This window comes from Streptomyces sp. NPDC048331, from assembly GCF_043201215.1.
Classification (GTDB): Bacteria; Actinomycetota; Actinomycetes; order Streptomycetales; family Streptomycetaceae; genus Streptomyces.
On the sequence record NZ_JBICYT010000015.1, the window covers coordinates 37,528 to 62,670 of the forward strand.

Annotated in this window: 27 protein-coding genes and 2 pseudogenes; 16 read left to right on the forward strand and 13 right to left on the reverse strand. The window is 72.5% G+C overall.

The genetic code is table 11. From position 1 onward, the window contains the following. Nucleotides 1–8: 8 nt before the first annotated feature. Entirely contained in the window at nt 9–680 is a 672-nt protein-coding gene (locus tag ACGFYY_RS22095) for a TetR/AcrR family transcriptional regulator (protein ID WP_393711609.1), read from the reverse strand. A 169-nt stretch (nt 681–849) separates the two neighbouring features. On the opposite strand from ACGFYY_RS22095, the gene ACGFYY_RS22100 reads away from it, so the two are divergent. Continuing rightward, nucleotides 850–1,887, forward strand: coding sequence for a medium chain dehydrogenase/reductase family protein (locus tag ACGFYY_RS22100; RefSeq protein WP_393711611.1), 1,038 nt, complete (start codon nt 850–852; stop codon nt 1,885–1,887). A 35-nt stretch (nt 1,888–1,922) separates the two neighbouring features. Here the strand turns inward: ACGFYY_RS22100 and ACGFYY_RS22105 are convergent, their stop codons facing one another. Beyond that, nucleotides 1,923–3,476 carry an alpha/beta fold hydrolase gene (locus tag ACGFYY_RS22105; RefSeq protein ID WP_393711613.1) on the reverse strand — a complete coding sequence of 518 codons (1,554 nt, stop codon included), beginning with the start codon at nt 3,474–3,476 and terminating at the stop codon, nt 1,923–1,925. Between the two features lie 272 nt (nt 3,477–3,748). Here ACGFYY_RS22105 and ACGFYY_RS22110 point away from each other — a divergent pair, with 272 nt between their 5' ends. After that, nucleotides 3,749–4,819: a PI-PLC domain-containing protein gene (locus ACGFYY_RS22110; protein WP_393711615.1), complete on the forward strand. Its 1,071-nt coding sequence runs from the start codon at nt 3,749–3,751 to the stop codon at nt 4,817–4,819. Between the two features lie 65 nt (nt 4,820–4,884). Here ACGFYY_RS22110 and ACGFYY_RS22115 read toward each other — a convergent pair whose 3' ends face one another. Continuing rightward, on the reverse strand, nt 4,885–5,166 hold the full coding sequence (locus ACGFYY_RS22115) for a WhiB family transcriptional regulator (RefSeq protein WP_365268111.1): 282 nt from the start codon (nt 5,164–5,166) through the stop codon (nt 4,885–4,887). A 51-nt stretch (nt 5,167–5,217) separates the two neighbouring features. Beyond that, complete coding sequence (locus ACGFYY_RS22120; protein ID WP_393711617.1) at nt 5,218–6,300, reverse strand: mechanosensitive ion channel family protein; 1,083 nt, start codon at nt 6,298–6,300, stop codon at nt 5,218–5,220. A gap of 134 nt (nt 6,301–6,434) precedes the next feature. Here ACGFYY_RS22120 and ACGFYY_RS22125 point away from each other — a divergent pair, with 134 nt between their 5' ends. Then, the gene (locus tag ACGFYY_RS22125) at nt 6,435–6,911 is read left to right on the forward strand and encodes an ATP-binding protein (RefSeq protein ID WP_393711619.1); all 477 of its coding nucleotides are present in this window, start codon (nt 6,435–6,437) and stop codon (nt 6,909–6,911) included. Nucleotides 6,912–7,052: 141 nt separating this feature from the next. On the opposite strand, the gene ACGFYY_RS22130 is transcribed toward ACGFYY_RS22125, so the two are convergent. After that, nucleotides 7,053–7,979, reverse strand: a complete 927-nt coding sequence (locus ACGFYY_RS22130) for a SigB/SigF/SigG family RNA polymerase sigma factor (protein WP_393711621.1) — start codon at nt 7,977–7,979, stop codon at nt 7,053–7,055. 179 nt (nt 7,980–8,158) lie between these two features. Here ACGFYY_RS22130 and ACGFYY_RS22135 point away from each other — a divergent pair, with 179 nt between their 5' ends. Then, entirely contained in the window at nt 8,159–8,554 is a 396-nt protein-coding gene (locus ACGFYY_RS22135; RefSeq protein ID WP_393711623.1) for a helix-turn-helix transcriptional regulator, read from the forward strand. Between the two features lie 61 nt (nt 8,555–8,615). Here ACGFYY_RS22135 and ACGFYY_RS22140 read toward each other — a convergent pair whose 3' ends face one another. The 4 genes from ACGFYY_RS22140 to ACGFYY_RS22155 form a co-directional block, all read right to left on the reverse strand. Then, nucleotides 8,616–9,377, reverse strand: coding sequence for a YqjF family protein (locus tag ACGFYY_RS22140; protein WP_393711787.1), 762 nt, complete (start codon nt 9,375–9,377; stop codon nt 8,616–8,618). A 9-nt stretch (nt 9,378–9,386) separates the two neighbouring features. Beyond that, nucleotides 9,387–10,685 carry a cation:proton antiporter gene (locus ACGFYY_RS22145; RefSeq protein ID WP_393711625.1) on the reverse strand — a complete coding sequence of 433 codons (1,299 nt, stop codon included), beginning with the start codon at nt 10,683–10,685 and terminating at the stop codon, nt 9,387–9,389. Between the two features lie 326 nt (nt 10,686–11,011). Further along, nucleotides 11,012–11,155, reverse strand: coding sequence for a hypothetical protein (locus ACGFYY_RS22150; protein ID WP_393711627.1), 144 nt, complete (start codon nt 11,153–11,155; stop codon nt 11,012–11,014). A gap of 137 nt (nt 11,156–11,292) precedes the next feature. Then, the gene (locus ACGFYY_RS22155; protein WP_393711629.1) at nt 11,293–11,778 is read right to left on the reverse strand and encodes a cation:proton antiporter regulatory subunit; all 486 of its coding nucleotides are present in this window, start codon (nt 11,776–11,778) and stop codon (nt 11,293–11,295) included. 208 nt (nt 11,779–11,986) lie between these two features. Here ACGFYY_RS22155 and ACGFYY_RS22160 point away from each other — a divergent pair, with 208 nt between their 5' ends. Next, nucleotides 11,987–12,382 (forward strand): DUF4118 domain-containing protein, encoded by a 396-nt coding sequence (locus tag ACGFYY_RS22160; protein WP_365268102.1) that lies wholly within the window; start codon nt 11,987–11,989, stop codon nt 12,380–12,382. 16 nt (nt 12,383–12,398) lie between these two features. Here the strand turns inward: ACGFYY_RS22160 and ACGFYY_RS22165 are convergent, their stop codons facing one another. Next, nucleotides 12,399–13,127, reverse strand: coding sequence for a class E sortase (locus ACGFYY_RS22165; protein ID WP_393711632.1), 729 nt, complete (start codon nt 13,125–13,127; stop codon nt 12,399–12,401). A gap of 291 nt (nt 13,128–13,418) precedes the next feature. On the opposite strand from ACGFYY_RS22165, the gene ACGFYY_RS22170 reads away from it, so the two are divergent. The 8 genes and pseudogenes from ACGFYY_RS22170 to ACGFYY_RS22205 all read left to right on the forward strand — a co-directional run. Beyond that, nucleotides 13,419–13,676 (forward strand): hypothetical protein, encoded by a 258-nt coding sequence (locus tag ACGFYY_RS22170; protein ID WP_393711634.1) that lies wholly within the window; start codon nt 13,419–13,421, stop codon nt 13,674–13,676. Nucleotides 13,677–13,726: 50 nt separating this feature from the next. After that, nucleotides 13,727–15,967: a heavy metal translocating P-type ATPase gene (locus ACGFYY_RS22175; protein WP_393711789.1), complete on the forward strand. Its 2,241-nt coding sequence runs from the start codon at nt 13,727–13,729 to the stop codon at nt 15,965–15,967. Continuing rightward, nucleotides 15,964–16,497 (forward strand): copper chaperone PCu(A)C, encoded by a 534-nt coding sequence (locus tag ACGFYY_RS22180; RefSeq protein ID WP_393711636.1) that lies wholly within the window; start codon nt 15,964–15,966, stop codon nt 16,495–16,497. Before ACGFYY_RS22175 ends, ACGFYY_RS22180 begins: the two co-directional genes overlap by 4 nt. 51 nt (nt 16,498–16,548) lie before the next feature. Beyond that, complete coding sequence (locus ACGFYY_RS22185; RefSeq protein ID WP_393711638.1) at nt 16,549–17,052, forward strand: NUDIX hydrolase; 504 nt, start codon at nt 16,549–16,551, stop codon at nt 17,050–17,052. A gap of 556 nt (nt 17,053–17,608) precedes the next feature. Then, nucleotides 17,609–18,475: a SigB/SigF/SigG family RNA polymerase sigma factor gene (locus tag ACGFYY_RS22190; RefSeq protein WP_393711640.1), complete on the forward strand. Its 867-nt coding sequence runs from the start codon at nt 17,609–17,611 to the stop codon at nt 18,473–18,475. A gap of 96 nt (nt 18,476–18,571) precedes the next feature. Continuing rightward, nucleotides 18,572–18,943 (forward strand): STAS domain-containing protein, encoded by a 372-nt coding sequence (locus tag ACGFYY_RS22195; RefSeq protein WP_393711642.1) that lies wholly within the window; start codon nt 18,572–18,574, stop codon nt 18,941–18,943. A gap of 56 nt (nt 18,944–18,999) precedes the next feature. Then, nucleotides 19,000–19,398, forward strand: coding sequence for an ATP-binding protein (locus ACGFYY_RS22200; protein WP_393711644.1), 399 nt, complete (start codon nt 19,000–19,002; stop codon nt 19,396–19,398). 100 nt (nt 19,399–19,498) lie between these two features. Next, nucleotides 19,499–19,651 (forward strand): annotated as a pseudogene (locus ACGFYY_RS22205) (HAMP domain-containing protein); the annotation flags it as partial. Nucleotides 19,652–20,294: 643 nt separating this feature from the next. Here the strand turns inward: ACGFYY_RS22205 and ACGFYY_RS22210 are convergent. After that, a pseudogene (locus tag ACGFYY_RS22210) lies at nt 20,295–20,826 on the reverse strand (type 1 glutamine amidotransferase domain-containing protein). Between the two features lie 407 nt (nt 20,827–21,233). After that, complete coding sequence (locus tag ACGFYY_RS22215) at nt 21,234–21,479, reverse strand: DUF6296 family protein (RefSeq protein ID WP_393711646.1); 246 nt, start codon at nt 21,477–21,479, stop codon at nt 21,234–21,236. 262 nt (nt 21,480–21,741) lie between these two features. Between ACGFYY_RS22215 and ACGFYY_RS22220 the strand changes: the two genes are divergently transcribed. The 3 genes from ACGFYY_RS22220 (at nt 21,742) to ACGFYY_RS22230 (ending at nt 23,990) form a co-directional block, all read left to right on the forward strand. Then, complete coding sequence (locus tag ACGFYY_RS22220; protein ID WP_393711648.1) at nt 21,742–22,641, forward strand: aldo/keto reductase; 900 nt, start codon at nt 21,742–21,744, stop codon at nt 22,639–22,641. A 453-nt stretch (nt 22,642–23,094) separates the two neighbouring features. Next, on the forward strand, nt 23,095–23,574 hold the full coding sequence (locus tag ACGFYY_RS22225) for a lamin tail domain-containing protein (RefSeq protein WP_365268084.1): 480 nt from the start codon (nt 23,095–23,097) through the stop codon (nt 23,572–23,574). Between the two features lie 140 nt (nt 23,575–23,714). Next, a complete protein-coding gene (locus ACGFYY_RS22230; RefSeq protein WP_393711650.1) occupies nt 23,715–23,990 on the forward strand; it encodes a hypothetical protein in 276 nt (91 codons plus the stop codon). A gap of 62 nt (nt 23,991–24,052) precedes the next feature. Here the strand turns inward: ACGFYY_RS22230 and ACGFYY_RS22235 are convergent, their stop codons facing one another. Beyond that, the gene (locus ACGFYY_RS22235) at nt 24,053–25,090 is read right to left on the reverse strand and encodes a PucR family transcriptional regulator (protein WP_393711652.1); all 1,038 of its coding nucleotides are present in this window, start codon (nt 25,088–25,090) and stop codon (nt 24,053–24,055) included. Between the last annotated feature and the right edge of the window lie 53 nt (nt 25,091–25,143).

The following is a 25,143-nucleotide window of genomic DNA, read 5'->3' on the forward strand; positions in this document are numbered from 1 at the left end:
GATGACCGTCAGGCGGCCGGGCCGCCGGTGAGGGCGTCCACCTCCGCCTGGTAGAGCAGGGCCGGGTCCAGGCCCATGCCGGTGAAATGGCCCGCCAGTTCCAGGGACAGGACGCCGTGCAGACGGGTCCAGAAGGCCAGGGCCTGACGCAGCGCCGCCGGCGGGGCCTCGGGGTGGCTCGCGGCCCATGCGCGGTGGGTGGCGAGGTGGTCCTCGAAGGCGTGCGGCGGCTCGGCCGGGGCGGCACTGGCGTCCAGCAGGACGGACATCAGTTCCGAGGCGATCGCGGTGATGTCCGGCGGCGCGTGGTAGCCGGGCACCGGGGTGCCGTAGATGAGGAAGTAGCGGTGCGGGTCCGCGAGGGCCCAGCGGCGCAACACGTGCGCCGGCCCGGCCAGGTCCGGTCGGCGGCCGCTGCCCTCGTCGCCGGAGGAGGCGGCGGCGATGAAGGCGTCGGCGAGGCTGCGGTAGGCGTCGCGGATGAGCTCGGTGATCAGCTCGTCGCGGTTGGCGAAGTACCGGTACAGCGCCGGTCCGCTCATGCCCATCTGCTTGGCGATCGCGTTGAGGGAGAGCGCGGAGGCCCCGGAGCCCGCGATCTGCTGCCAGGCCTTCTCCTTGACCTCCTCACGCACCTGCTGCCGGTACCGCTCCCGGGGGCTCTTCATGCTGTCCGTCATGCCCGCCGCCGCCTCTCGCCGCTCGCTCTCCGCCAGATCAGTTAGAGGCTATCACCATCGGCACAGCTCCTCGCGATTCAAGAATCCCACTCTTGACATGCGCAAGATCCCCCTTCACTCTTGTTATAGCTTCTAACGAACACAAGATGCAGAAACTCAAGTGGAGGTCATGATGACGAACGCCGTGGAGCGGGTCGAGGTCGTTCTGCCGGGCAAGGTCGAGCCGGAGGGCCTGCGGTTCCGGCGCGGTCCCGTGCCGACGCCGGCGTCCGGCCAGGTGGTCGTCACCATGGAGGCCACGGGCGTGTCCTTCGCCGAACAACAGATGCGGCGGGGGCGGTACTACGACCAGCCGCCGTTCCCCTTCGTCCCCGGATACGACCTGGTCGGCACGGTGCAGGCCGTGGGCGCGGGCGTCGACGCCGCACTGCTCGGCAAGCGGGTCGCCGCCCTGACGAAGACCGGAGGGTGGGCCAGCCATGTCGCCCTCACCGCCGCCGACGTGGTGGAGGTACCCGACGGCGTCAGCGCGGTGGACGCGGAGACGGCGGTCGTCAACGGCATCACCGCCTGGCAGATGCTCCACCGCAAGGCCCGGGTGCGCGCCGGCCAGACCGTCCTCGTCCACGGCGCGAACGGCGGCGTCGGCTCGATCCTGGTCCAGCTGGCACTGACCTCGGGAGCCCGCGTGATCGGCACCGCCTCCACCCGCCACCACGACGCGCTGCGCGCGCTCGGGGTGACCCCCGTCGACTACCGGTCCGGCAATGTCCCGGGACGGGTCCGGGCCCTCGCGCCCGGTGGCGTGGACGCGGTGTTCGATCACGTCGGCGGCGAGGGCATCCTCGAATCCTGGCGACTGCTGGCTCCCGGCGGAACGCTCGTCTCGTACGGTAGCGCCGCCACCCGTGACGACCAGGGCTCGGGCTCGTGGCCGGTGCTCAAGCTGCTCGGCCGGGTGTGGGTGTGGAACGCGCTGCCCAACGGCCGCCGCGCCTACTTCTTCAACGTGTGGGCCAGCCGCGCCTACGCCAAGGGCCGCTTCCGCGCCCGCCTGCGCTCGGACCTCACCCAGGTGTTCACCGCCCTGCAGCGGGGCGAGATCACCGCCAAGGTGGCGGCCCGGATCCCGCTGGCCCGCGCCGCCGAGGCGATGCGCCTGGCCGAGTCCGGCACGGTCGCCGGAAAGGTCGTCCTCGTCCCGTGACCCGGTCGCCGGGTACGTCAGGAGAACCGGGTCCGTCAGGAGAACGGGAGCCGGTCCGGTGGGCAGATCGTGCCGGGCGGCGGGAGCGTGCCGTCGATGAAGTAGCGGCTCTCGTAGTTGTTGACGCAGGTGCTGGAGTTGTTGAACAGCGCGGTGTGGCCGTACCCGTTGTTCGTGAGCAGCCGCGCGTCCGCCAGTTCCTCGGCCATGGCCTGGGCGTCCGAGTGCGGCGTCGAGGGGTCGTACGTGGTGCCCACCACCAGGACGGGGTGCGCCGTGGGCTTGTTCCACGGGCCTTCGTACCGGTTGGCGGACCGGGCCGGCCAGGTGGCGCACGGCTCACCGGACCAGGTCCAGTACCGTCCCGCGTCGCCGGCGCGCTGGGCACTGTCCTCCTCCAGACCGTGGTAGACGGCCGGGTCGCGCGGGTTGGGACTGTCGGCGCACCACACGGCCGCCGCCTGTTCCTCGCCCAGGTACGGACTCGGGTTCGCGACCGGCGGCGGAGGCGGGTACTGGGGCCCCTTCGGGGCGCGGCCCTGCCAGAGGTCCTGGAGCCGGCCGGCGAGACCGGTCCAGCCGGGGTTCACGATGTAGAGGCTGCTCACCGTGTCGGCGACCGTGGCGGCGTACGTCCACGGGCCCACGGGGTGCTCGCGCAGCTTTCCCATCAGCTGGTCGAACTTGTCGCGGGTGGCTTCCGGGCTGCCGGCCGAGAAGGCGCAGCGGGCGGTGCCTGCGGAACCGCACAGTTCGAGGAACTTGTCGAGGGTCGCCGCCGCGGTGCGGTCCGCGCCCATGCGCAGCAGGGTCGTGGTCCGCGGTTCGCTCGGCGAGGCGTTGTTCGTCCAGGCCAGCGGGTCGATGTTGCTGTCGAGCACCATGGCCCGGACCTTGTCGGGGAAGAGGTTGGCGTAGGTGGCGCCGAGAACGGTCCCGTAGGAGACGCCGAGGTAGTTGAGTTGCGGCTCCCCCACCGCCCGGCGGAGCAGGTCGAGGTCCTGGGCGGTGTCGGTCGTCGACACGTGGCGCAGGAGGTCGGGGTCGCGCTTCTCGCACCGGCGGCCGAGGTCCTCGTACGCGTCGATCCAGGTGGTGCGCTCCTTGTCGCCCACCGGGAAGCCGACGGGTTTGTCCGCGCCCCAGGTCCGGGCCTCCTCGGGGGTGTCGAAGCAGTTCACCGCGGTGCTGTTGCCGATGCCTCTGGGGTCCCAGCTGACGATGTCGAACCGTTGCCGCAGCTCCTCGGGGAAGGAGTCGTAGTTCTGCGGCACCTGCACGGTTCCGGGGCCGCCCGGACCGCCGGGGTTGACGAACAGGGTGCCCACGCGGTGTGCGGGGTCGGTGGCCTTGCGGCGGACGAGGGCCAGGTCGATGGTGCGGCCGGTGGGGGCAGCGTGGTCCAGGGGCACCTCGGCGGTGGCGCAGTCGTAGGGGCTGCCGGGCTTGCAGGGGCTCCAGTCCAGCCGGGGAACGGCCTGCGAGGGCGACGGCTCCGCCCGGGCCGAGGCGAGGTCCGGCGCGACGAGCATCGAGGAGCAGATCGCCACCACGGCGAGGGCCGCCGCGCGCCCGCGTCGACCGGACACCGGTCGGGGTCCCCGTCGACGTCCGGCCGGGGGTCCGGGGCCGGCCGCGGGTTCGGGAGCGGGTCCAGGTCCAGGCATGCTTCGCCCTCCTCCGGCACGTCGGGGGCGTGGTGCGGCGGCCGACGCCGTCACATCGGCACGGGCCGCCCGTCCCTCCACCAAACCGCGTTTCGGCGCGTCGCGCGAGCCGGGACGGGCGGGGACGGGCCGACCGCCGGTCGGACGCGTCCGCAGGGGGGCGGATCCACGGTCCGCGCGCTATCCTCCGCGCCATGCCGATTGACATGAACACGTACTTACGGGTGCGGTCGCGCGCCTTGGTGTGCCTCCTCGTGCTGGCGCTCCTCGGTACGGTGACCACAGCGGCCGCCGCGCCCGGGGCGACGGCCCGCGCCACGGCCGCCACGGCCACCGCCGCCACGCCCCCGACGACCACCGCGGCGAGCGCCGCCGCGACCGCCCGCTGGGGGGACCGGCGGCTCGACGAGGTCGCCTTCCTGACCACCCACAACGCCTTCACCAACTACGAGGACTCCCGCTGGAGTTCGGTCAACCAGTCCGAGTCCGTACGCGCCCAGCTCGACAACGGCGCGCGCGGCCTGAGCCTGGACACCCACTGGTACGAACGCAGCACCTGGCTGTGCGTCATCAGCTTCGGCAGCGACTGCTACCCCAGCGACGTGTACCTGTGCCACGGCGACTGCAAGACCTTCGCCGGAGCCACCTACGCGCTGCCGCGCCAGACCTTCCACGGCACGATGCGGACCGTGGTGGACTTCCTCGCCACCCACCCGCAGGAGGTGGTGACCGTCTTCCTGGAGGACTACGTCGGCGCCGACCAGTTGCAGGCGTCCCTCGGCCGGGTCAACGGGCTGCAGAACATGCTCTTCCGGGCCGACGAGTGGGGCGTGCGGCAGCACGGCTGGCCCAAGGTCGCCGATCTCGTCACGTCCGGCAAGCGGTTGCTGATCTTCTCCGACCGGTCGGACCGGGAGCACCTCGGCGTCATGTACGACAAGTCCTGGACCGTGAGCAACTTCTGGAGCCTCGGGGACCTGGGCAACGACCTCTCGTGCGTCAGCCGCTGGGCCGACGTGCCGTTGGACCGTCAGGAGCCTGGTTTCCGGCGCCTGTTCACGATGAGCCACCACCGCAACGTGCCCACCGTCCTCACAGCGGCACTGGACAACGGTGCCAAGCTACGCGGCCGGATCGCCGAGCAGTGCCGGTCGGCCACCGGGGGCCGCGATCCGAACTTCGTGTCCGTCGATTTCCATCGACTGTCGGACGGGAGCGGTCATACGCCCGCCTCCGTCGTCGCGGAGCTCAACGCCCGCCCCTGATCAGCCCGTCGGTCCGCCGGCCGGGTGGATCGCCGCGTACCGCGCGGCGTGGCACACCCGGCCGGTCAGCCCGCCTTGCGTGCGCCCAGTTCCCGTCGCTCGTCCTCGGTCAGTCCGCCCCACACCCCGTACGGCTCCTGCACGCGCAGCGCGTGGCTCAGGCATTCCGACCGCACCGGGCAGAAGGCGCAGACCTCCTTGGCCTCCTGCTCCCGGGCGGCGCGCTCCTCGCCCCGCTCCCCCGCCGGGTGGAAGAACCGGTCCGTACCGAGCGCCCGGCACGCGGCTTCCTCCTGCCACTCCCACAGGTGTTCCGCCCGGCCCGGCAGGCGTGCCACCTTCGTCATGTCCGACTCCCCTCGATCCGTGTTCGTGTTGCGTGTCCTTGCCGTGCTCCCTCACGCGTCTGACCCGGGTACGCGTTTCGAAACACCGTCGGCGGGCGTGGCCGGGGCCGCCGCCGTCGAGACCCGCGGCAGGGCGTAGGGGTGCTTCTCGGCCAGCCAGGCGACGAGTTGTTCGCGGACCGCGCAGCGCGCGGTCCACAGGTCGTCCGCGTCCTTCGCGGTGACGATCGCCCGCACCACGATGGCGCTGGGCGTGGTGTCGGTGACCGCCAGGTCCCAGCCGCGGCCGTCCCACGCCTCGCAGCCGTCGAGGATCTCCCGGAGCTTCTCGCGCATCAGCGCGACGGGGGTGGTGTGGTCGCAGTGCAGGAAGACCGTGCCGGTCATCTGGATGCCACCGCGCGACCAGTTCTCGAAGGGCCGCCCGGTGAAGTACGAGACGGGCATGGTGATCCGGCGTTCGTCCCAGGTGCGCACCGCCAGGAAGGTGAGGGTGATCTCCTCGACCACACCCCACTCGCCGGCCACCACGACCGTGTCGCCGATCCGCACCATGTCGCCGAAGGCGATCTGGAATCCGGCGAAGAGGTTGCCGAGGGTGGACTGGGCGGCCACGCCCGCGACGATGCCGATGATCCCGGCCGAGGCCAGGAGCGAGGTTCCGACGGCGCGCAGATCGGGGAAGGTCAGCAGCATCGCGGCCGCGGCCACCACGGCGACCACGGCGGTGACGATCCGCATGATCAGCGTCACCTGGGTGCGGACCCGACGGACCCGGGAGGGGTCGCGGGTGCCGTGCGCGTAGCGGGCGTACGAGGACTCGACCACGGCGGAGGCGACGAGGACGACGCACCAGGCGCTCGCCCCGATCAGTACGAGCGTCAGGACCCTCCCCACGGCCGCCTCGTGCACCCGCAGCGGCTGCCACCCGATCTGGCGGTACACGGCGCGCAGCGTCGCCGCGAGCAGCAGGACCCGTACCGACGTGCGGCAGCGGCGCAGCATGGTCCAGAGCGGTGTCTCGGGGTGACGGGCGGCCGCGCGCCGCAGCAGCAGGTCGGTGACCCTGCCCGCGACGAAGGTGAGCACGATCGCGCCGCCGATGACGGCCGGCACTTGCAGAATGCTGTTCATGACTCCTCTGGACGGGTCTGGGGAACGGGTCCCGACGCGCGTGCCCGGGGCTTGCCGGGACAAACGGGGCGTCCGTTCCGTGATGGCGGGTAAAAGCGCCCACGAGACGACGGCGAGGACGAGGTGAGTGAGCAGTGCAGACCATCGGACCGGACACCGGCGGGCCCGCATCGGACGTGCGGGGGCCTGCCTTCACACAGCTCCGTCGGCTCGCCCTGCGCGACGCCTGTCGGCAGGTCGCGCGGGGCCGCCGGTTCACCCGTGAGGCGCTGGAGGACTGGGGGTGGGATGGTCAGGACACCGCCGAGGACGCGGTCCTGGTCGTGTCGGAGCTGGTCACCAACGCCAAACTGCACGCCGGCGGCTGCCACGAGCTGATGCTCCGCGCCGGGGACGTGCTCCGTGTCGAGGTGTACGACGGCCTGGGTGATCTCCCTCGACCGCTGCACCCCTCGCTCTCGACCCGCCCGGGCCGCCCCGGCGGGCACGGCCTGCGCCTGGTGCACCGGCTCGCGGACCGGTGGGGCGTCCAGGCGGTGGGGCGCGGCAAGGTCGTCTGGGCCGAGATCGACGCCGAGCGCCTGCGGACGGGCCGGCCCGGGTCCGCCTGAAGCCGCCGGCGCGCCTGAACCCGACCGATCGGTCGCGCGGGTCCAGGCGGGCCCGGATCGGGCCTACGCGGTCCGGCGTGCGTGGTCAGGCTCACGCGGCCGGGCTCTCACGCGGTCGGGCTCATGGGCCGGGCTACGGGGTCAGCTGTGCAGCAGTTCCTCGCGCAGGGAGCCCAGCGTGCGGGTGAGCAGGCGGGACACCTGCATCTGGGAGAGGCCGATCTCCTCGCCGATCTCCGCCTGGGTCATCTCCTGGCCGAAACGCAGCTCCAGGATCTGGGTGGAGCGCTCGTCCAGCTCGGCGAGCAGGGGCGCGAGGGCTTGCCGGTCCTCCACCGCCTCCAGGGCGGGGTCGATGTCGCCCATGGTCTCGGCGAGGCTGCGCGTGGTCCGCGCGGCCGTGGACGCCTGGGGGCCGCCGGCGGAGCTGTCCTGGGGGACGTCGAGGGACTGGGTGGAGTAGCCGTTGGCGGCGACCAGGCCTTGGCGGACCTCTTCCTCGGTGAGGTCCAGCCGCTCGGCGAGTTCCGCGGCGGTGGGCGCGCGGTCCGTCTCGGCGGTCAGCTCCTCCGTGGCCTTCGCGAGCTGCAGACGCAGCTCCTGGAGCCGGCGCGGAACCCGTACGGCCCAGGTGGTGTCCCGGAAGTGGCGCTTGATCTCGCCCGTGATGTAAGGGAGGGCGAGCGTACTGAGCTGCGTGTTGCGCTCGGGGTCGTAACGGTCGATGGCCTTGATCAGCCCGATGATGCCGACCTGCACGATGTCCTCGTTCTCGGGGCCGCCGGGGCGGTCGCGGAACGGACGGGCGGCGAACTGCACCAGTGAGATGTTCATCTCGATCAGTGTGTTGCGCACGTACTGGTACTCGCGGGTGCCCTCTTCGAGGCTCTGCAGCCGTTCGAAGAAGACATGGGTCAGCTCACGGGCGTCGCTGGTCGACAGTTCCCGAGGGCAGGGCACGTCCGGCAGCCCGCCGAGTGCGGGGGCCTCACCGGTGCCACCGCCGGGGGCGGCGGTCGTCGGGGTCGTCGTCGGGGTCATGGCCTCGGCCGTGGCCGTGAAGGTCATCGTCTTCGCTCCTTGGGCACGGGTGCTTGCGGTGCGGTGCGTCGCTCGAAAGCTCTGGTCATGCGGAACTCTGCTTCCGCCTCCCCTGCACCTTGTCGGGGCACGGGACAGACGTCAAGTAATACCGGAAAACCAGTTCGGGAATTGCATTTCGTGAGTCATCCCTCAAGAATGACGGTGTGGAGAGCGAGCACACGGGTCCCCGCCGCAACGGCTGGACCTTCCTGACGAACCATGCCCGGGTTCTGATCGCCATCGCGCGCGACCCGGGCATCCGGCTGCGCGACATCGCGGTGGAGTGCGGTCTGACCGAGCGAACCGTGCAGGCCATCGTCACGGACCTGCAGGCGGACGGGTACCTCAGCAGGACCCGGGACGGACGGCGCAACCGCTACGTCGTCGCCCCCGGCGCGCGCTTCCGCCACCCGGCGGAGGCGGGCCACGAGATCGCCGGGCTGCTGGCCTACCTCACCGGCCCCCTGACCACCTCGGCGGAACCGTCCGCCGAGGTGGCGAACGGCGCCGAGGTGGCGAACGACACACCCGGCCAGGGCGAGCCGCGCACCACGGTGTAGCCGCGCACCACGGTGTTGCCCCGCACCACGATGCCGCCCCGCACCTCGATGGCGCCCCGCGTCAGCGGCCCAGGGACGGGCGTCCGAAGCGTACGGGGACCCCCGGGGAGTAGAGCACGCTCACGGGCGGCCCCGCCGGGGCCGGCAGGCCCGCCGCGACCACCAGGCGCTCGTCGCAGTCGAGGAGCTCGGCGCGGTGCAGCGGCCAGCGCGGGTGCGCGTTCGGGACGTACAGCGGCCGTCCCAGGAGTTCCGTGTGCATGCCCCAGCGCGCGGTCAGGAAGTGCTCCAGCGCCGTCGGCTCCGCGAGCCGCTCCCCCACCCGCACGGCGATCCGACTGTGCGCGCCGCGCGGGCCGGGCAGGCGCCGGCTGCTGGTGTACGTGAGCGTGCCACCGTCGCGACGGAGCGTCATCCGGGACCAGGCGTACGGGAGTCGGAACGCCGCCCGGCCGATGGCCACCGGGATCAGCCGGGAGGCGTCCAGCGACCGGAAGACCACGGCGCGGCGCCCCCGGGCGTCGACGGAGTAGAGGCGGACGTTGGTCTCCGGGAAGGAACCCAGGTAGGGGACGCCGGGCAGGCGGAACCAGCCGACCTTGTGCATCCGGAAGGCGACCAGACCGACGTACGTGACCCCGTCGAGGGTGTCCGGGACGGTGCCGGCCGGCAGCAGCGGGGCGACCTGGGCCGGGTCGGCGGCCCAGTGCACGAAGGCCAGGTCGAGCCAGGACTGGGTGAGCAGCGGGCGGTCCACCGGGTGCGGCGGTTCGGCCGTCACCGGTTCCGGCTCCGGCTCCGGCTCCACGGCGGGCGGCGGCATCTGACGCATTCAGCCAGTATTCCCCGCGAGCCCCGCGCCGACGCCGGCGTCGGCGTCGGCGTCGGCGTCGGCGTCGGCGTCGGCGTCGGCGTCGGGCCCGAGTGGCGCGACGGCATCGGCGGGATGAGCCCCCGGAACCACCGGTACGGGGGCCTTCGCTCGGCGTGTGAGGAGGCCGGTCAGCGGTTCGGTGTAGCGGGCGGTGAGCGGGCCGATGACCACGAGGAGCAGGACGTAGGCGGTGGCCAACGGGCCGATCCGGGGTTCGACGCCCACGGCGAGCCCCGCGATGACGATGGAGAACTCGCCCCGGGCGACGAGGGTGCCGCCGGCCCGCCAGCGGCCCTTGCCGCGGATCCCGGCGCGACGGGCCGCGTACCAGCCGGTGGCGATCTTCGTCAGCGCGGTGGCGACGGCGAGGAGGAGGGCGGGGAGGAGGACCGGCGGAATGTCGGCGGGATCCGTGGACAGGCCGAAGAAGACGAAGAAGACGGCGGCGAACAGGTCCCGCAGCGGGGTGAGGAGGGTGGCGGCGCCCTCCGCCACCTCTCCGGACAGGGCGATGCCGACGAGGAAGGCGCCCACGGCCGCGGAGACCTGGAGTTGTTGGGCGATCCCGGCGACGAGAAGGGTGAGGCCGAGGACCACGAGGAGCAGCATCTCGGCGTTGTCGGAGGAGACGGCGCGACTGATCAGCCGTCCGTGGCGCAGCGCCACGTACAGCACGGCGCCCACGGTGCCCAGGGAGATCAGCAGGGTGACCCCCCCGCCGGCCAGGCTCACTCCGGCGAGCAGGGCGGTGAGGATGGGCAGGTAGACGGCCATGGCGAGGTCCTCGATCACCAGGATGCCGAGGACGACGGGTGTTTCGCGGTTGCCGAGGCGGCCGAGGTCGCCGAGGACCTTGGCGATGACCCCCGAGGAGGAGATCCAGGTGACACCGGCGAGGGCGACCGCGGCGACGGGACCCCAGCCCAACAGCAGTGCGGCGGCGGCCCCGGGCGCGGCGTTGAGGACGAAGTCGACGGCGCCGGAGGGGTATTGGGTCTTGAGGTTGGTGACGAGTTCGGCGGCGCCGTATTCCAGGCCGAGGAGCAGCAGGAGCAGGATGACGCCGATCTCGGCACCGGTCCCGACGAACTCCTCGCTCGCCTGGAGCGGAAGGATGCCACCGTGGCCGAAGGCGAGTCCGGCGAGCAGGTAGAGGGGTATCGGGGAGAATCCCACGCGCCCGGCGAGCCTGCCGAGCAGGCCCAGGGCGAGGATGATTGCTCCGAGTTCGATGAGCAGGGCGGTCGTGTGGTGCACGGGCGTCGGTCCTCCGGTCGGTTCGGTGACGGCGTCAGTGCCTTCTCGGGTACGGGAAACCGGGCGCGGGGCCCGGTGAGTGCCGTGCCGGGGGGCGGCAGGCGTGCGCGACCGCCGGTCGGGGTCGGCGAAGGCATGACCGGGCCGGTCTCGGCGTACGGGTGGGGCAAGGGACGGCGTGCCGCTCTCGGTCCTCGGCAGGGGTCGGCTCGTGCGGCCGCCGGCGGGAATCGGGCGGTCGGGAGAGCCGTCGAGGATCGAGGTGTGGTAACGGTCGAAGCCGTCGGTGGAGCGGCCACGCAACGCGTGGCAGGGCGTCGACGTCGTCAGACGCGAGGAGCGGTGCGGCCGGTATCGGGCACGCTGTCGCGGGCCGTGTTGTCGATGCGGGCGGCCCTCGCGCGGTGCGCGGGCGGCCGGTTCGGCGTCCGGGTGGCGGGCGGCGTCAGGGCGTGGATGTCTCGACCCATGTCATGTCCCCCCGTTCGCACCGCCGTCCTGACCGAACGACAAAAAGCCTCCAGAAATGAGCACTTGCCCGCTCAAAGGAGCGTAATGGCTCGGTAAAGAACATTACCGTATGACGACCGCGTGGCCCTGCCTCCGCTCACTCCTGGCCGAGGATCTCCGCAGCGGCTTCCACGCCCTCACGGGTGCCGATCACGATGAGGACGTCCCCTCCCGCCAGCCGGAAGTCCGGCGCCGGCGACGGGGTCGCCACGGCGCGGCGGAGCACGGCGACGACGGATGCGCCGGACTCGGTGCGCATCCGGGTCTCCCCCAACACCCTTACGTTCCAACGGGCATGCGAGGACAGCTCGATCCGCTCCGCGACGAGTCCCAGGTCCGTGGTCGAGAGCAGGCTGGGACTGTGGTGGCACGGCATCAGCGCGTCGATCAGCGCTTCCGCCTCGCCCGGGGTCAACTTCACCGACAGCGCGGACTCGTCGGGGTCGTCCCGGTGGTACGCGTTCAGGGTCCGGGCACCGTCCCGGTGGGCCACCACCGAGAGTCGACGGTGCTCACGGGTGGTCAGGTCGTAGCGGACGCCGATGCCCGGCAGCGGTGTCCTGCTCAGACGCGGAACGGGCACGGGAAACCCCTGGTGTGTGCGGTGACCGACGAAGGCGAGCGAGCCGTGAAGTCTCCGCCCCTACCGCCACTTTAGCGACGCCTCGTTCGCGTGGCCGGGGCGAGCGGTGCGTCGCGGCGGTCGCGCTCACGGGAGCCGGGCCGCTCCCCTGGTGGGGCATCATCTCCGAGGGCCCCGACGGCGGGGCATCGCGTGAAGGAGGCGTCGCATGGTCGAGTGGAAACGGATCAGCTCGGGCATTCGTCCCGTACCCAGCCCGGCCGCGACCACCTCGGTCTGGGCCGCGGCGGCGGTCGCGGCCGTCGCCCTGGTCGCCGTGCTCAATCTCCTGGACGGGCCCGACGACCCCACCGTCGACCTCCTGGCGCTCTCCCTCGCCGTGGCCGTGGTGAGCACCGGAGCCCGCCTCACCGCGGCTCCGGGGACGGCCCTGCTCTGCTGGCTCGTGCTCAACTTCTTCGCGACCGCGCCCGTCGGTGAGCTGAGCTGGGAGACTCCGTACGACGTGGTGCGCCTCGTCTGCCTGCTCGCCGCGGCGGGCACGGGCACGGCCATCGCCCGCCTGATCCACGCGCGCGCCGCGCACCGCCGACTGACGCCGTAGGGCGCGCGGCCGCCCGTCAGCCGGCGGGGGTGGTTCCGGAGGTCTCGCGCAGCACACCTATCTTGTCGATGCGGTGCTCGGGATTGCCCTGGGCGTCGCTCCAGAAGTTGCCCTCGGCGTGATCCTCGGGCGTGGCACACGTCGAGATCGTGATCATCGCCCGGGTCGGAACCGCCCCTGGCTTCCCGGGCACCGCGGCGCGCTGTTCGCCGAGTGAGCGCTCCGACCGGAAGGACGTCTTGCGGGTCTCGGTGATCTCGTAGGTGTACACCACCTCGCCCACGGTCACCTGGACCGTGTCTCCCCGTTCGACGGCGGGCAGGCGCCCCAGCGGTCCACCGGCCGACAGGCGGTGCGCGGTGACCAGGAAGTTGCCCACCTGCCCCGGCCCGACCCCGCCCCGGTTCCCGTACGGGCTGGCCGCCACACCGAGGTCCTGGATACGGGTTCCCGGTACGTCGTCGGTGGTGCCCTCGTACGGAACCACCCGCAGCCCGGAGATACCCGCGGCGGGTATGGACAGCGTGGACTCCACGGGGACGGGAGCGGGGGCGGCGGCGGGCGCGGGGGCAGCGGCGCGGGTGACCGTCGCCGGAGGCGTGGCGGCCGCTGCGGACGAGGAGGCGGAGGCGGACGCGGACACCGCCGCACCGGCGGCGGTCGAGGGCGTGCACGCCACCAACAGCGCGGTCGCGGCACCGGCCAGGACGGCGGGAACGGCTCGGTACGGGAACGGCAAGGACATGGGCGTTTTCCGTGTCGGTCGGTCGGCCGGGGCGGGCGGCGGCGGGCGGCGGGCAAGCGGGCGGGCGGATGACCCGATGCGCCCGGTCAGAGTGACATACGGAGCAAGAGGTCCATAAGGGTCCGACCCTGTGACCTCGCTCCCGACGTTCGGCGGACGGATCCGAAAATCACGGGAACTTCTTCCCATCCCGCCACGACTACCTCGCCGGAGGGAGTGCCGTCCCGGCTCCGGCACGACCTGATCGGCACCCCGTCCGTCTGGAACCGAGTACAAGAATCCGGAGTGACGATGACGGACCGGCTTGAGTACCCGACCCTGGCGATCACCGCGCTGAAGCGGTGGGCGCCGCCGCCCGCTCTCGCCGGCTTCGTGGCGCTCCTCGTCATGATGTTCGGCGTCGCGTACGCGGTGGGGGCGAGCGCCGGACCGGTGGCTCCCGGCATGCGGTCCACGGAGGTCGAGAGCCCCGGATTCGTCGGGGACCTGGGACGGTCGCACGGACACACCGGCGGTACGGGTCGTACGGGTACGGGTGGTCCGCGGTGACGGCCGAGCGGACCGAGGTGGTGACCACCACCGATCTGGTGGTCGGCGGGATGACCTGCGCGGCCTGTGTCACCCGTGTCGAGAAGCGGCTGGCGAGGATCGAGGGCGTGAGCGCCACGGTCAATCTCGCCACCGGCCGGGCCAGGGTGCTGCACCCCGCGTACGTGACGAGCGGCGACCTCGTCGCGGTGGTCGAGCGGGCCGGCTACAGCGCCGAGGTGCCGGCGCCGCCCGAGCCCGCGCGGGACCGGGCGCCGGCGGCGCCGGCCGCGGGCTCCCCCGGTGGCGAGGAGGTGCGGCGGCTGCTGATCACCGCCCTGCTGTCCGTGCCGGTGCTGGTGCTGTCGATGGCGCCCGCCCTCCAGTTCCGCAACTGGCAGTGGCTGTGCTTCGTGCTGGCCGCGCCGGTCGCCGTCTGGGGTTCGCTGCCGTTCCACACCCGCGCGCTACGGGGCCTGCGGCATGCGACGGCGACGATGGACACCCTGGTGTCGCTGGGCGTGGTCGCTTCCTTCGCCTGGTCGGCGTACGCGCTGTTCCTGGGCGGGGCGGGCGATCCGGGGATGCGGATGCCGTTCAGCCTGCTGCCCTCGGCCGGCGGCGGGGTGGCCCACATCTATCTGGAGGCGGCGGTCGGGGTCCCGCTGTTCGTGCTGACCGGGCGCTTCCTCGAGTCCCGGGCGCGCCGCGGCACGGGCGAGGCACTGCACTCGCTCGCCGGACTGGCCGTCAAGGACGTGACCGTACGGGAGGGCGGCCAGGAGCGGCTCGTCCCGATCGGGCGGTTGCGGGTGGGGCAGGAGTTCGTCGTCCGCCCGGGCGAGCGGGTCGCGACGGACGGGGTGGTGGCCTCCGGCGGTTCGGCCGTCGACCTTTCCCTGGTGACCGGTGAGAGCGAGCCCGTCGAGGTGGGCCCCGGCCAGGCGGTGGTCGGCGGTGCGGTGAACGCGGGCGGTCTGCTGCTCGTCCGGGCCACCGCGGTCGGGGCGGACACCCAGCTCGCCCGGATCACCCGCATGGTCACCGAAGCGCAGGCCGGAAAGGCCCGGGCCCAACGACTGGCCGACACGGTGGCGGGGGTCTTCGTACCGGTGGTGCTGGCGCTGGCCGTCACCGTGCTCGGCTTCTGGCTCGGTGCCGGTGCCGATCCGCAGGCCGCGGTCACGGCCTGTGTGGCCGTCCTGGTGGTGGCCTGTCCCTGTGCGCTGGGGCTGGCGACGCCCACCGCCCTGCTGACCGCGACGGGCCGGGGCGCGCAGTTGGGTCTGCTGGTCAGCGGCCCGCGGGCGCTGGAGACCCTGCGGCACGTCGACACCGTGGTCCTGGACAAGACGGGCACGCTGACGACCGGCCACATGACCGTCGCGCGCGTGACGGCGGTACCGGACGGGATCGGCGGGGAGCGGGCCCTGGGGTTGGCCGCCGCGGTGGAGCAGGGTTCGGAGCATCCGCTGGGCCGTGCCGTGGTCGCGTACTGCCGGCAGGAGTCGTACGGTCGGTCGCCCGGCGAGGTGTCCGGCTTCCGGGCCACCGCGGGCATCGGGGTGACCGGGGTCGTGGAGGGCCACCGCGTGGAGGTCTGCGCCGCCGGAGCGGACCTGCATCCGTCGCTGGACCGGGCCCTGGCCGAGGCGGAGGCGGCCGCGCACACGCCGGTCCTGGTCCGCGTGGACGGCGCCGACCAGGCCCTGATCGCCATCGGGGACGTCCTGCGCCCCGGCAGCTACCGGGCCGTCGACCGGCTGCGGCGCCTGGGGGTGGAGCCGGTACTGGCCACCGGGGACCGGGAGGCCACCGCCTCCCGGGTCGCCGCCGCGCTCGGCATCACCGACGTGCACGCGCACTGCTCGCCCGAGGACAAGGCGCGGCTCGTACGGGAGTTGCGCGGCCAGGGGCGGCGGGTCGCGGTGATCGGCGACGGGGTGAACGACGCCGGGGCCCTGGCCGGGGCGGATCTCGGCATCGCCATGGGGAGCGGGACGGACGTGGCGATCGGCGCGGCCGACGTCACGCTGGTACGCGGCGACATCGAGGCGGTCGCCGACGCCGTGGAGCTGGCCAGGCGGACCCTCGGGACGATCCGGGCCAACCTCGTCTGGGCCTTCGGGTACAACGTGGTGACGGTGCCGCTCGCCGCGGTGGGGCTGCTCAATCCGATGGTAGCGGCCGCCGCGATGTCGGTGAGTTCCGTGATGGTGGTGGCCAACAGCCTCCGGTTGCGCACCTGGCAGCCGGCACGGCGGGCCCACCGGGTGGGTACGAGCGGCCGAACGAGAGGTACGGGGCGATGACGCGTTCACCTTCGGAGCAGCCCGCGGGCAGCTGGTTCCCGAGCCGTCGACGCGCCCGCGAGGGCCTGCGCGCCGCGCTCGTCCCGGTGGTCGCCTGCTCGCTCGCGCTGGCCGGACTGGCGGCCTGGGCCTCGTCCGGCGCCGCGGGCGATCCGCCGCGGATCGCCGCCGGGAACGGCCGTGTCCTGCTGCCCCAGGGCAGCAGCCGGGACACGGCCGCCTTCTTCGACATCACCAACATCGGTGGCTCGGAGGACCAGTTGACCGAGGTGACGTCCCCCGGGGCCGAGGAGACGCTGCTCAGCCGGCGCGAGCCCGCCGGGCTCGGGGTCGCCGACCTCGTCCGGACGACGGGTCCGGTGCGGGTGCCCGCAGGTGGCACCGTCACCATGTCCCCCTTCGACCTGAGCGTCACGACCCGGACGAAGGAGATGGGCTGGCAGGCGGGCGACATGGTGCCGTTCGTCCTCCACTTCCGGTACAGCGCGCCGATCGAGGTGGTGGCGGTGGTGGTCCGGCCCGGCAGTTGACCTGGGGACCCGCGGAGGTTCCCGGCACCGAGCTCTGCGATGGTGTGCGCCATGGGCGAACTGGTGGAGCAGGTCGACGAGCGGGACCGCGTCGTGGCGGTCGTGGACCGTGCGGAGGCGATACGGGAGCGCCGCCTGCACCGCGTCGCGACGATCGTGTGCCGCGATGGCGACGGACGAATCCTCGTGCACCGTCGCCCGGACGACGCGTCCCGCTTCCCGGGGCGGTTCAACTGGATGCTCGGCGGCGCCGTCGAGGTCGGCGAGTCCTACGAGGAGGCCGCCGCGAGGGAACTCGCGGAGGAGCTCGGTGTGCGCGCCGCTCCCCGCTTCGTGCTGAAGTTCCTGTGCGACGGAGCGATCAGCCCCTACTGGCTGGGCCTTCACGAAGCCGTGGTCACGGCACCGGTCCGGCCCGACCCCGGGGAGGTCGCCTGGTTCGACTGGCTGACGGAGCCCGCACTCGAAGAGCTGGTGCGCGGCTCCGCGTTCATCCCGGACGCCCGCGAGGCGTTCGACCGGTACCGGGCCCTGGGTACGGCGAGCCTCCCGTGAGGCAGGGGACGCGCTCGGTCCGGCGCGCGGCTCGCCGGGGTGGTCCGGATGGATCCGCATCGATCCGGATCGGCCGGGTAGTCGCGCGGGGACGAACACGGCCGCCGACGGTCCCCGCGTGACATCGTGTGACATCGCGTGGCGGACGGGTCGGCGCCGTGACCGCTGACCGAGCCGAAGGTGGTCCTGTGCACGCCCTTCCCGACGACCCCGTACCGCCCAACCCCACGCCGGCGCCCGGACCTGGGCCCGGGCCGGCCCCCGGGCCGCTTCCGGGGCCCGTTCCCGGTCCCGGCGGCCCCGATCCCGTACCTCCGGAGCCGCCGCGGCCGGAGCCCGATCCCTGGCCGGAACCCGCTCCTGGACCCGATCCACTGCCTCCGCCCGGCCCGCTGCCCGGGCCGGTGCCGGCGCCCGCGCCTGCGTCCGGGCCGGTGGGCTGAGTCGCACGGACCGGAGCCTCGCTGACGGAGAGTGACGTGCGGCCACGGCGTGCACAGCTTCGACCCGCCGGTAGGGGGGTATGTGGCTTGAGGGAACACCCCGAGGAGGCGACATGCCTGCCACTCTCCGTACCGAGGCCGGCTCCGCGCCGCAGCTGGACGTTCGCGAGATTCGCGATCCGCAGTCCGTGAGCACCGCTGAGGCCCACGACCTGTCGGTCACGCTCTTCCGGCGGCTGCACGAGCTGGACGAGGGAAGCGCAGAGTACTCGTACGTGCGCAACACCCTGGTCGAACTGAATCTGAGCATGGTCAAGTACGCGGCCACACGCGTCCGCCACGTCGGCGCGCCGTGGGAGGACGTCATACAGGTCGGGACCATCGGCCTGATCAAGGCCATCAACAGGTTCGATCCGGAGCGCGGGTTCGAGTTCATGTCGTTCGCCCTGCCCACCATCGTGGGAGAGATCAAGCGGTACTTCCGGGACACGACCTGGGCCGTCCGCGTACCGCGCCGGCTGCAAGAGCTGCGCATCGACCTGGCCAAGGCGAACGACGCCATGGAGCAGGAACTCGGCCACACCCCGAGGGCGCAGGAGCTCGCCGAGCGGCTGGACATCACCGTGGAGGAGGTCCGCGAGGGCCGGCTGGCCGCCAACGGCTTCACCAGTCTGTCCCTCGACGTCCCCATGACGGCGGACGACAACGAGGCCCCCGGTCTGTCGGCCCGCAGCCTCGGCGTCGAGGAGGGCCGTTACGAGACGGTCGAGGATCTGGAATCACTCAAACCGCTGGTGGGAGAGCTGTCCGAACGGGACCGGACCATACTCGCCCTGCGTTTCGGGGAGGAACTGACGCAGGCCGAGATCGGCGAGCGCCTGGGCATGTCCCAGATGCACGTATCCCGGCTGCTGGCCCGCATCCTGGGCCGGCTGCGGGAGGGAATGCTCGCCGAGGAGCCGCGGGCCGAGACGGCATGAGTCGTCCCCCTTCCGCGCGGGACGACAGGCGTATGCAGGCATATCGCGCCGGAACCCGGGCAGGTGCAGCAGTGCACGAGGGAAGGGTGATGTCGGATGGTTCCGGAAGCGAAGAGTGAACGCTTCACCGTCGCGGTCCAGGCCGTGGACGGAGCCGTCGTCCTCGCGCTCGCGGGGGAACTGGACCACGACACGGCGCAGCCGTTGCGGGAGGCGCTCGACGGGGCACTCGCCCCGGGGCGTCGGCTGCTGGTCGATCTGGGAGGGCTCGGATTCTGTGATTCCACGGGGCTGAACGTCCTGCTGAACACACGTCTCGCGGCTCAGGAGGCGGGAGCCAGCCTGGAACTCGTCGGTCTGCACGGACCCGTCGCCCGTATGTTCCGGATCACGGGTGCGGACGGTGTGTTCCCCGTGCACGACGATGTGGGAGCAGCCCTGAGGACGACACGCGGCGGAGGAGCCTGAGCGTCATGGAGCAGCCCGGGCCGTCAGACCGGACGTGGAGCCTGATGTTGTCCGGGATGACCGACGTCGTCTCGCGCAGCCGTGACTTCGCCCGCCAGGCGCTGACCGCCTGGCACTGGCTCCCGGGCAAGAGAGAGATCGACCGCGAGGCCGCCGAGGACGTGCTGCTGCTGGTGTCGGAGGTGGTGGCCAACGCCTGCCTGCACGGCGGCGGACCCCGCGCGCTCGTCCTGGACTGCTCGGCCGAGCGGCTACGGATCGAGGTCACGGACGGCAATCCGGCCCCGCCCGTGCGGGTGCCGGCGCACGGGTCGGGCGAGCGGGGCCGGCCGGGCGGTCACGGGCTGCTGATCGTGGAACGTCTGGCCCGGAACTGGGGCTCCGAACCGGGGGTGGACGGCAAGCGCGTCTGGTTCGAGGTGCCGTGCCCACCGGGGGTCCGTGTGCCCGGGTGACGGTGGCGGACCGTGTTCGGGGATGTCCCGGGTCGCACCACGTGTCACGGCATGGTCGAGCAGCTGTCGTTGGGTGAGCGGCATCCGGCAGAAGTTGGCGACCGGGATCAACACCATGGCCGACAACCTCACCTCCCAGGTCCGCTCGATCGCCCAGGTCGCCACCGCTGTCGCGGGCGGCGACCTCACGCCCAAGATCCGGGTGGACGCGAGCGGCGAGATCCTGGAACTGAAGGAGACCATCGAACCTCTCCCCCATCCACCCCGACTCCCTCGACCATTTCGTCCAGGCCATCGGCGCGTCCGTCAGCGCGCTGATCGCCAACGCCCGTACCGACGAGCTGCTGGAGCGGTCGCAGAGCCTGACGACCGAACTGAGCACCCGGTCCCAGCAACTCCAGTCCCGAAAGGGTGAGTTGCAGGCTCCAACGCCGAGTTGGAGGAGAAGGCGGCCCTGTTGGCCGACCGGAACCGGAACCGAGGCATCGAGCGCAAGAAACTGGAGGTGCGGGCCCAGCAGCTGTCGCGGACCTCCATGGACAAGTCGGAGTTCCTGGCCGACATCGACCCGGCGGCCGCAGGATCCCGGGCCCGGAGCTCGGCGATCTCGTCGGTCAGGGCGCGTACGGCTCGCTGGAGGCCGCTGGGATCGAAGGGAGCGGGATGGTCCATGTCGGGGTGGGCCGGGGGAACGGCGCCGACCGCGCGAGGAAGAGGTCCGGGGCGATTCTACTCGGGCACGCGCCCCGGCGCGGGGCGGTCGGCCCTGCCCCTGACCCTACTCCGGCCCCTGCCCCGCCCACCGGGAGGTTTTCGAAGCGCTCCCCCGGGCAGAAGTCGCATGCCGCCCTGCGGGAACGACCGCAGGGCGGACCAGATGCCTCTCGGACGGCCGGTCAGCCGCCGAACTCCTTCAGGAGGGCCGCGCAGAAGTCGTCCAGGTCGCCCGGCTTGCGGCTCGTGACGAGTGTCGCCGGTGCGGCGTGGCAGACGTGGACCGCCTCGTCCACCCAGGTGCCGCCCGCGTTGCGGATGTCGGTAGCCAGGCTGGGCCAGGAGGTCAGGGTCCGTCCGCGTACGACGTCGGCCTCGACCAGCAGCCAGGCCGCGTGGCAGATCGAGGCCACGGGCCTGCCCGCCTCGAAGAACCCGCGGGCGAAGTCGACGGCCAAGGTTCATGCGCAGCGCGTCGGGATTGGCGACGCCGCCGGGCAGGACAAGGGCGTCGAAGCTCTCGACCGTACGGCTCGAGAGCACCCGGTCGACGGGGTGCGTGCCCGCCTTGTCCAGGTGGTCGAAGGCCTGGATGCGGCCCGGTTCCGTGGAGACCAGCTGGGGGTTCCAGCCGGCTCCGAGCACGGCTTTCCAGGGTTCGGTGAGTTCTGTTTCCTCGACGCCCTCGGGCGCCGCCAGAAAGGCGATTCGCACGGCGTTCACATCCCTCCGTCGTGTGGGGTCGGCCGTCAGTCAGGGGGTTCCGGTACCGACGGCGGCGGTCTGTCCGGGGCCGGAGGTGCGGGGGCGGGTTCAGGCGGTGCTCCGCCCGGGTCGGGCTGTCCGGGGTCCCGTGGCACCGGGTCGGGCGACGTGGGTGTGGGGCCGGGCCCCTCGGGCTCCGGCTCGGTGGTCCACTCCATCCGGATCACCTTCCTTCCGCGTCGGTGGCGGTACGTCCTGCGCCTGCCCGGACGGGCGCGCGTCAAGCCGCCCCGGGCGCGTCGGTTCGGTCGCGGTCGCCGGCACACCCCGGGCCTTGAGCCGGTCAGGCCGACGAGGGCATGCCGCGTCCCGCCCTCACGCTCCGCGGGGGCGGGACGGGTCGAAGGGAATCCGCGTCACACGCCGGGAACGGCCCGCGCGCTCACCCGTGAGGAGGGCTCCTGGTGACCGCCGCTCGCGATCATGCGTACGTCGCCCTGGTCGCTGATCTCCGCCTGGACGATTCCGGTGTCGTCGGCGTAGATCGGGTGGCCGCCGGGACCGGTCCGGTCGGTGCGGTGCACGAGGACCGATTCCTCGCCACCCGGTGCCGCATGGTCAGGAACGGCGAATACCAGTTCGTACCTGCTGTCCCGTCCCATTCCGGCCTCCTCCGAGCGAATACCCCTTGAGCACCCATTATCGGGCACACCCACCCACCCGCGCGCTCCCGACCGGGGCCTGGAGGAGGAACCGTCAACGGGAGGAACGACCCGCCCGGACCGAGGGTTCCGGCTCCCCATGTGATCTTCCCCCGCCCCTGCACACCTTCCCGGCACGTCTCTCACCTGCGCATACTCCAGGACCCGCCGCGCCCCGAACCACCGAGGGGCGATGGCCGATCGGATGGAGTTGATCAATCAGATGACGTCGCACACGGTCTCCGCGGCAGCTTCGGGCACCTGGGTGCTCGGTGACCTCACGGTCAACCGGCTCGGCTTCGGCGCCATGCGTCTGACCGGCAGCGCGGCCTTCCACGGCGGCACTCCCAGCGACCGCGGCCGGTCGATCGCCGTCCTACGCCGGGCGGTCGAGCTCGGCGTCGACCACATCGACACCGCCGCGTTCTACTTCTCCCGGCTCCGTTCGGCCAACGAGCTGATCAACTCGGCTCTGGCGCCGTACGCGGACGACCTCGTCATCTCGACCAAGGTCGGCCCCGCCCGGGACGCCTCCGGCGGATGGGCCGAATCGGCCCGGCCGGACGAGCTGCGCGGCCAGGTCGAGGAGAACCTGCGCCAACTCGGCCGGGACCACCTCGACGTGGTCAACTTCCGCGTCATGGGCCAGGACTCCATCAGCGAGTACTTCGGAGCCCTGTCCGAACTGCGCGACGCCGGACTGGTCCGCCACCTCGGCATCTCCAACGCCCGCCCGGAACACCTGGCCCAGGCCGAGGCGATCGCGCCGGTGGTGTGCGTCCAGAACCGCTACGGCCTCGACGCGCCCGACAGGGCGGGGATGCTCGGCGCCTGTGCGGCGCGCGGCATCGCCTTCGTCCCCTTCTTCTCCATCGCGGGAGAAGGGGGCGAGGCCGGCGCCGTGCGCGGCGAGCACGACGAGGTCCGCGCCGTCGCCCGGGCGCACGGAGCGTCTCCGGCGCAGGTGCGGCTCGCCTGGATCCTGGGGCAGGGCTCCCACGTCCTGGCCATCCCCGGGACCGGCGACCCGGATCATCTCGCCGACAACGTGGCGGCGGGCGCGTTGCGTCTGACGCGGGACGAGTTCCGGCTCCTCGATGCGATCGGCCGCCCCTCGTCCTGAGGTCGGCGGCGACCACCGTGACGGCCCCTGAGGACTTCTGACGATCTCTGGGGATCCGGCTGGGGATCCGGGCGTCAGAACACCGGAACTATTCTCGTTCGCGTGTCCGAAGAAACGGTTGGAGCGGGTGTTACGGGGCGCTGAACCCGTTCGGCGCAGAGCGGGAGGGGGTCGCGGGAGCGGCAGGCGCGGAGCGGAAGGCCTCCGTCTCCGGTCCCCCCAAGGCCTGTTCGGCGCACCCCCGCCGCTCACGTCAGCATGGCATTGACAAGTGCCCGATACACGCGAGAGTCACCGATACATCCGCATTCTGCAACACGCCCCGAATTGGTGGCTTTTGAGGGCGGTTGGGGGCCAGAGTGTGGCTCCTCGGCAGGACGCCGGGAACGGTTCAAGGCCCACTCGCCCCGCACGAGGCGGGCGGGGCTGCTGTCTGTTGAAGGGGTCATCTTCATGTCTGCTTCTCTCACCACCCGTCGGTTCGTCGCCGCGTTCCTGGCCGCCGGCGCCCTCGTCGGCGCCGCCGCCCTCCCGGCCGCTGCCGACGACCACCGGCGCGACCACCGGGGTGGGCAGTCCTCGGTCGTCATCAGCGACGTCCAGTACGGGACCGCCGGCCGCGACCGCTCCGCCCGTGCGCTGAACCGGGAGTGGGTCGAGGTCAAGAACACCGGGCGCAAGAGCGTCAACCTGCGCGGCTTCACCCTCACCGACCGGCAGGGCAACCGCTACCGCTTCGCCGACTTCCGCCTGGACGGCCGCTCCAGCGTCAAGGTCCACACCGGCCAGGGCCGCGACACCCGCCACGACGTCTACCAGGACCGCCGCCACCAGATCTGGGACGAGCGCGACACCGCCACCCTGCGCGACAACCGCGGCAACGTCATCGACACCGACTCCTGGAACGGCCGCCGACACCACCGCAACGGCTGATCCGGACGGGTCACCGGCCTGACGAGCGCCCGCACTCCCCGCACGGCGGGGGTGCGGGCGCGCCGCGATATAGGGCGGCGATTGTCAGTGCGGGATGGCAGGATCGACGGCGGTGATCCGACCACCTACAGGGGGCAGGGATGGGGAGCACGACGTTCGAGTGGCCGCGCGGCGCCGAGGCACGGGACACGGAGGCGCTGGAGCTGTGGCTCGCCGTGCACGGCTGGGAGGTCGACCCGACGGTGTTCATGGCGGGCGGACTCGGCCCGGCCGTGCAGGTGCAGCCGATCGGCGGGGCGTGCCAGGACGGGGAGCCCGGTCTGCTGATCCTGCCGGGCGAGACCGTGGAGTACGCGCGGGACCGGATACGGATCGCCGCCCGATCCACCGCTCCGGCCGCCTGCGGGGCCTCGTAGGACAAGCTCGACGTCAGCGGGCCGTGCCACCCGTCCACGCCACGATCTTGGGGCGGACCGCCTCAGTCGTCGAGCAGGCGCCACGCGGTGAGTGCGAGGGAGGCCCGGATCAGACCGGCGGGTTCGGTGATGTCGATGCCCAGGGCTTTCCCGATCTGGTCGAGCCTGCGGGCGACGCTGCTGTGGTGCAGGTGCAGGAGGTCGGCGGCCCGGCGCAGGGAACCGGCGGCGCAGTAGACCTCCAGGGTCTCCAGGTCCTCGGGGTGGGCGGCGGCGATCCGGGCGATGCCCGAGACGTCCACGTTGGCCCGCACCACGTCCGGGGAAACGTCGGCGAGCAGCGCCGACGCGCCCAACTCGGCGTGGTGGACGACCGGTCGGCGTGCCGTGGTGAAGCGGAGGGCGGTCCGGGCCTGCTGCCAGGACCGGGCCGGGCCGTCGGCTGCGCCGATCCCCGCGCGCACACCCGCCGGGACCCGGGCGACGTCGACGGTGGTGGCCAGGACGACACCCACGTCGCCGAGGGATGCCGCCTTGACGAGGCCGTCGGGACAGAGCAGGGAGCCGATCCGGTCGAGCGGGAGGCGTCCTCGTACGGCGACGGCGTGGACCGGCAGGTCGACGGCGAAGCCCAGCAGGCGCAGTGCCCGGGCGCCGGCCGCTTCGTCGGTGGCGGGGCTGATCGCCAGTTCGACGAGGGCGGGGTCCGCCATGGTGGTGCGGGCCGGGCCGTACCGTTCGACGGCTGCCGCCGCGGTGACGGCGAACCGGTCGAGGAGGACTTCGTCGAGCGGACCCGGCGGACCGGGCCGTTCCAGCCATACGGTGCCGATCTCCTCCTCGTCGAGCGTGAGCGGCGCGGTGGTGGACGCGGGCGACGTCGGGCCGGCGGCCGGAGTGCCGTCGGGCGCGACCCGGATCGTCCGCCCCGTGCCGTGCAGCCGGATCCCGGCCACGCACTCGGCCAGGCCCGACGAGGAGCGGGCGAGCGCCGGGAGGTCCACCCGCCTGCGCGCCAGCGTGTCGTAGAAGGCGATGATGCGGATCGCGCCGTCGACGTACGGATCCAGTCCTGACAGCCGTACGGCCAGTGCCTCCATGCCAGGAGGATAGGCCGCCCCGGTGGGGAGCAGAAGCGCCGATCGGCGCGCGA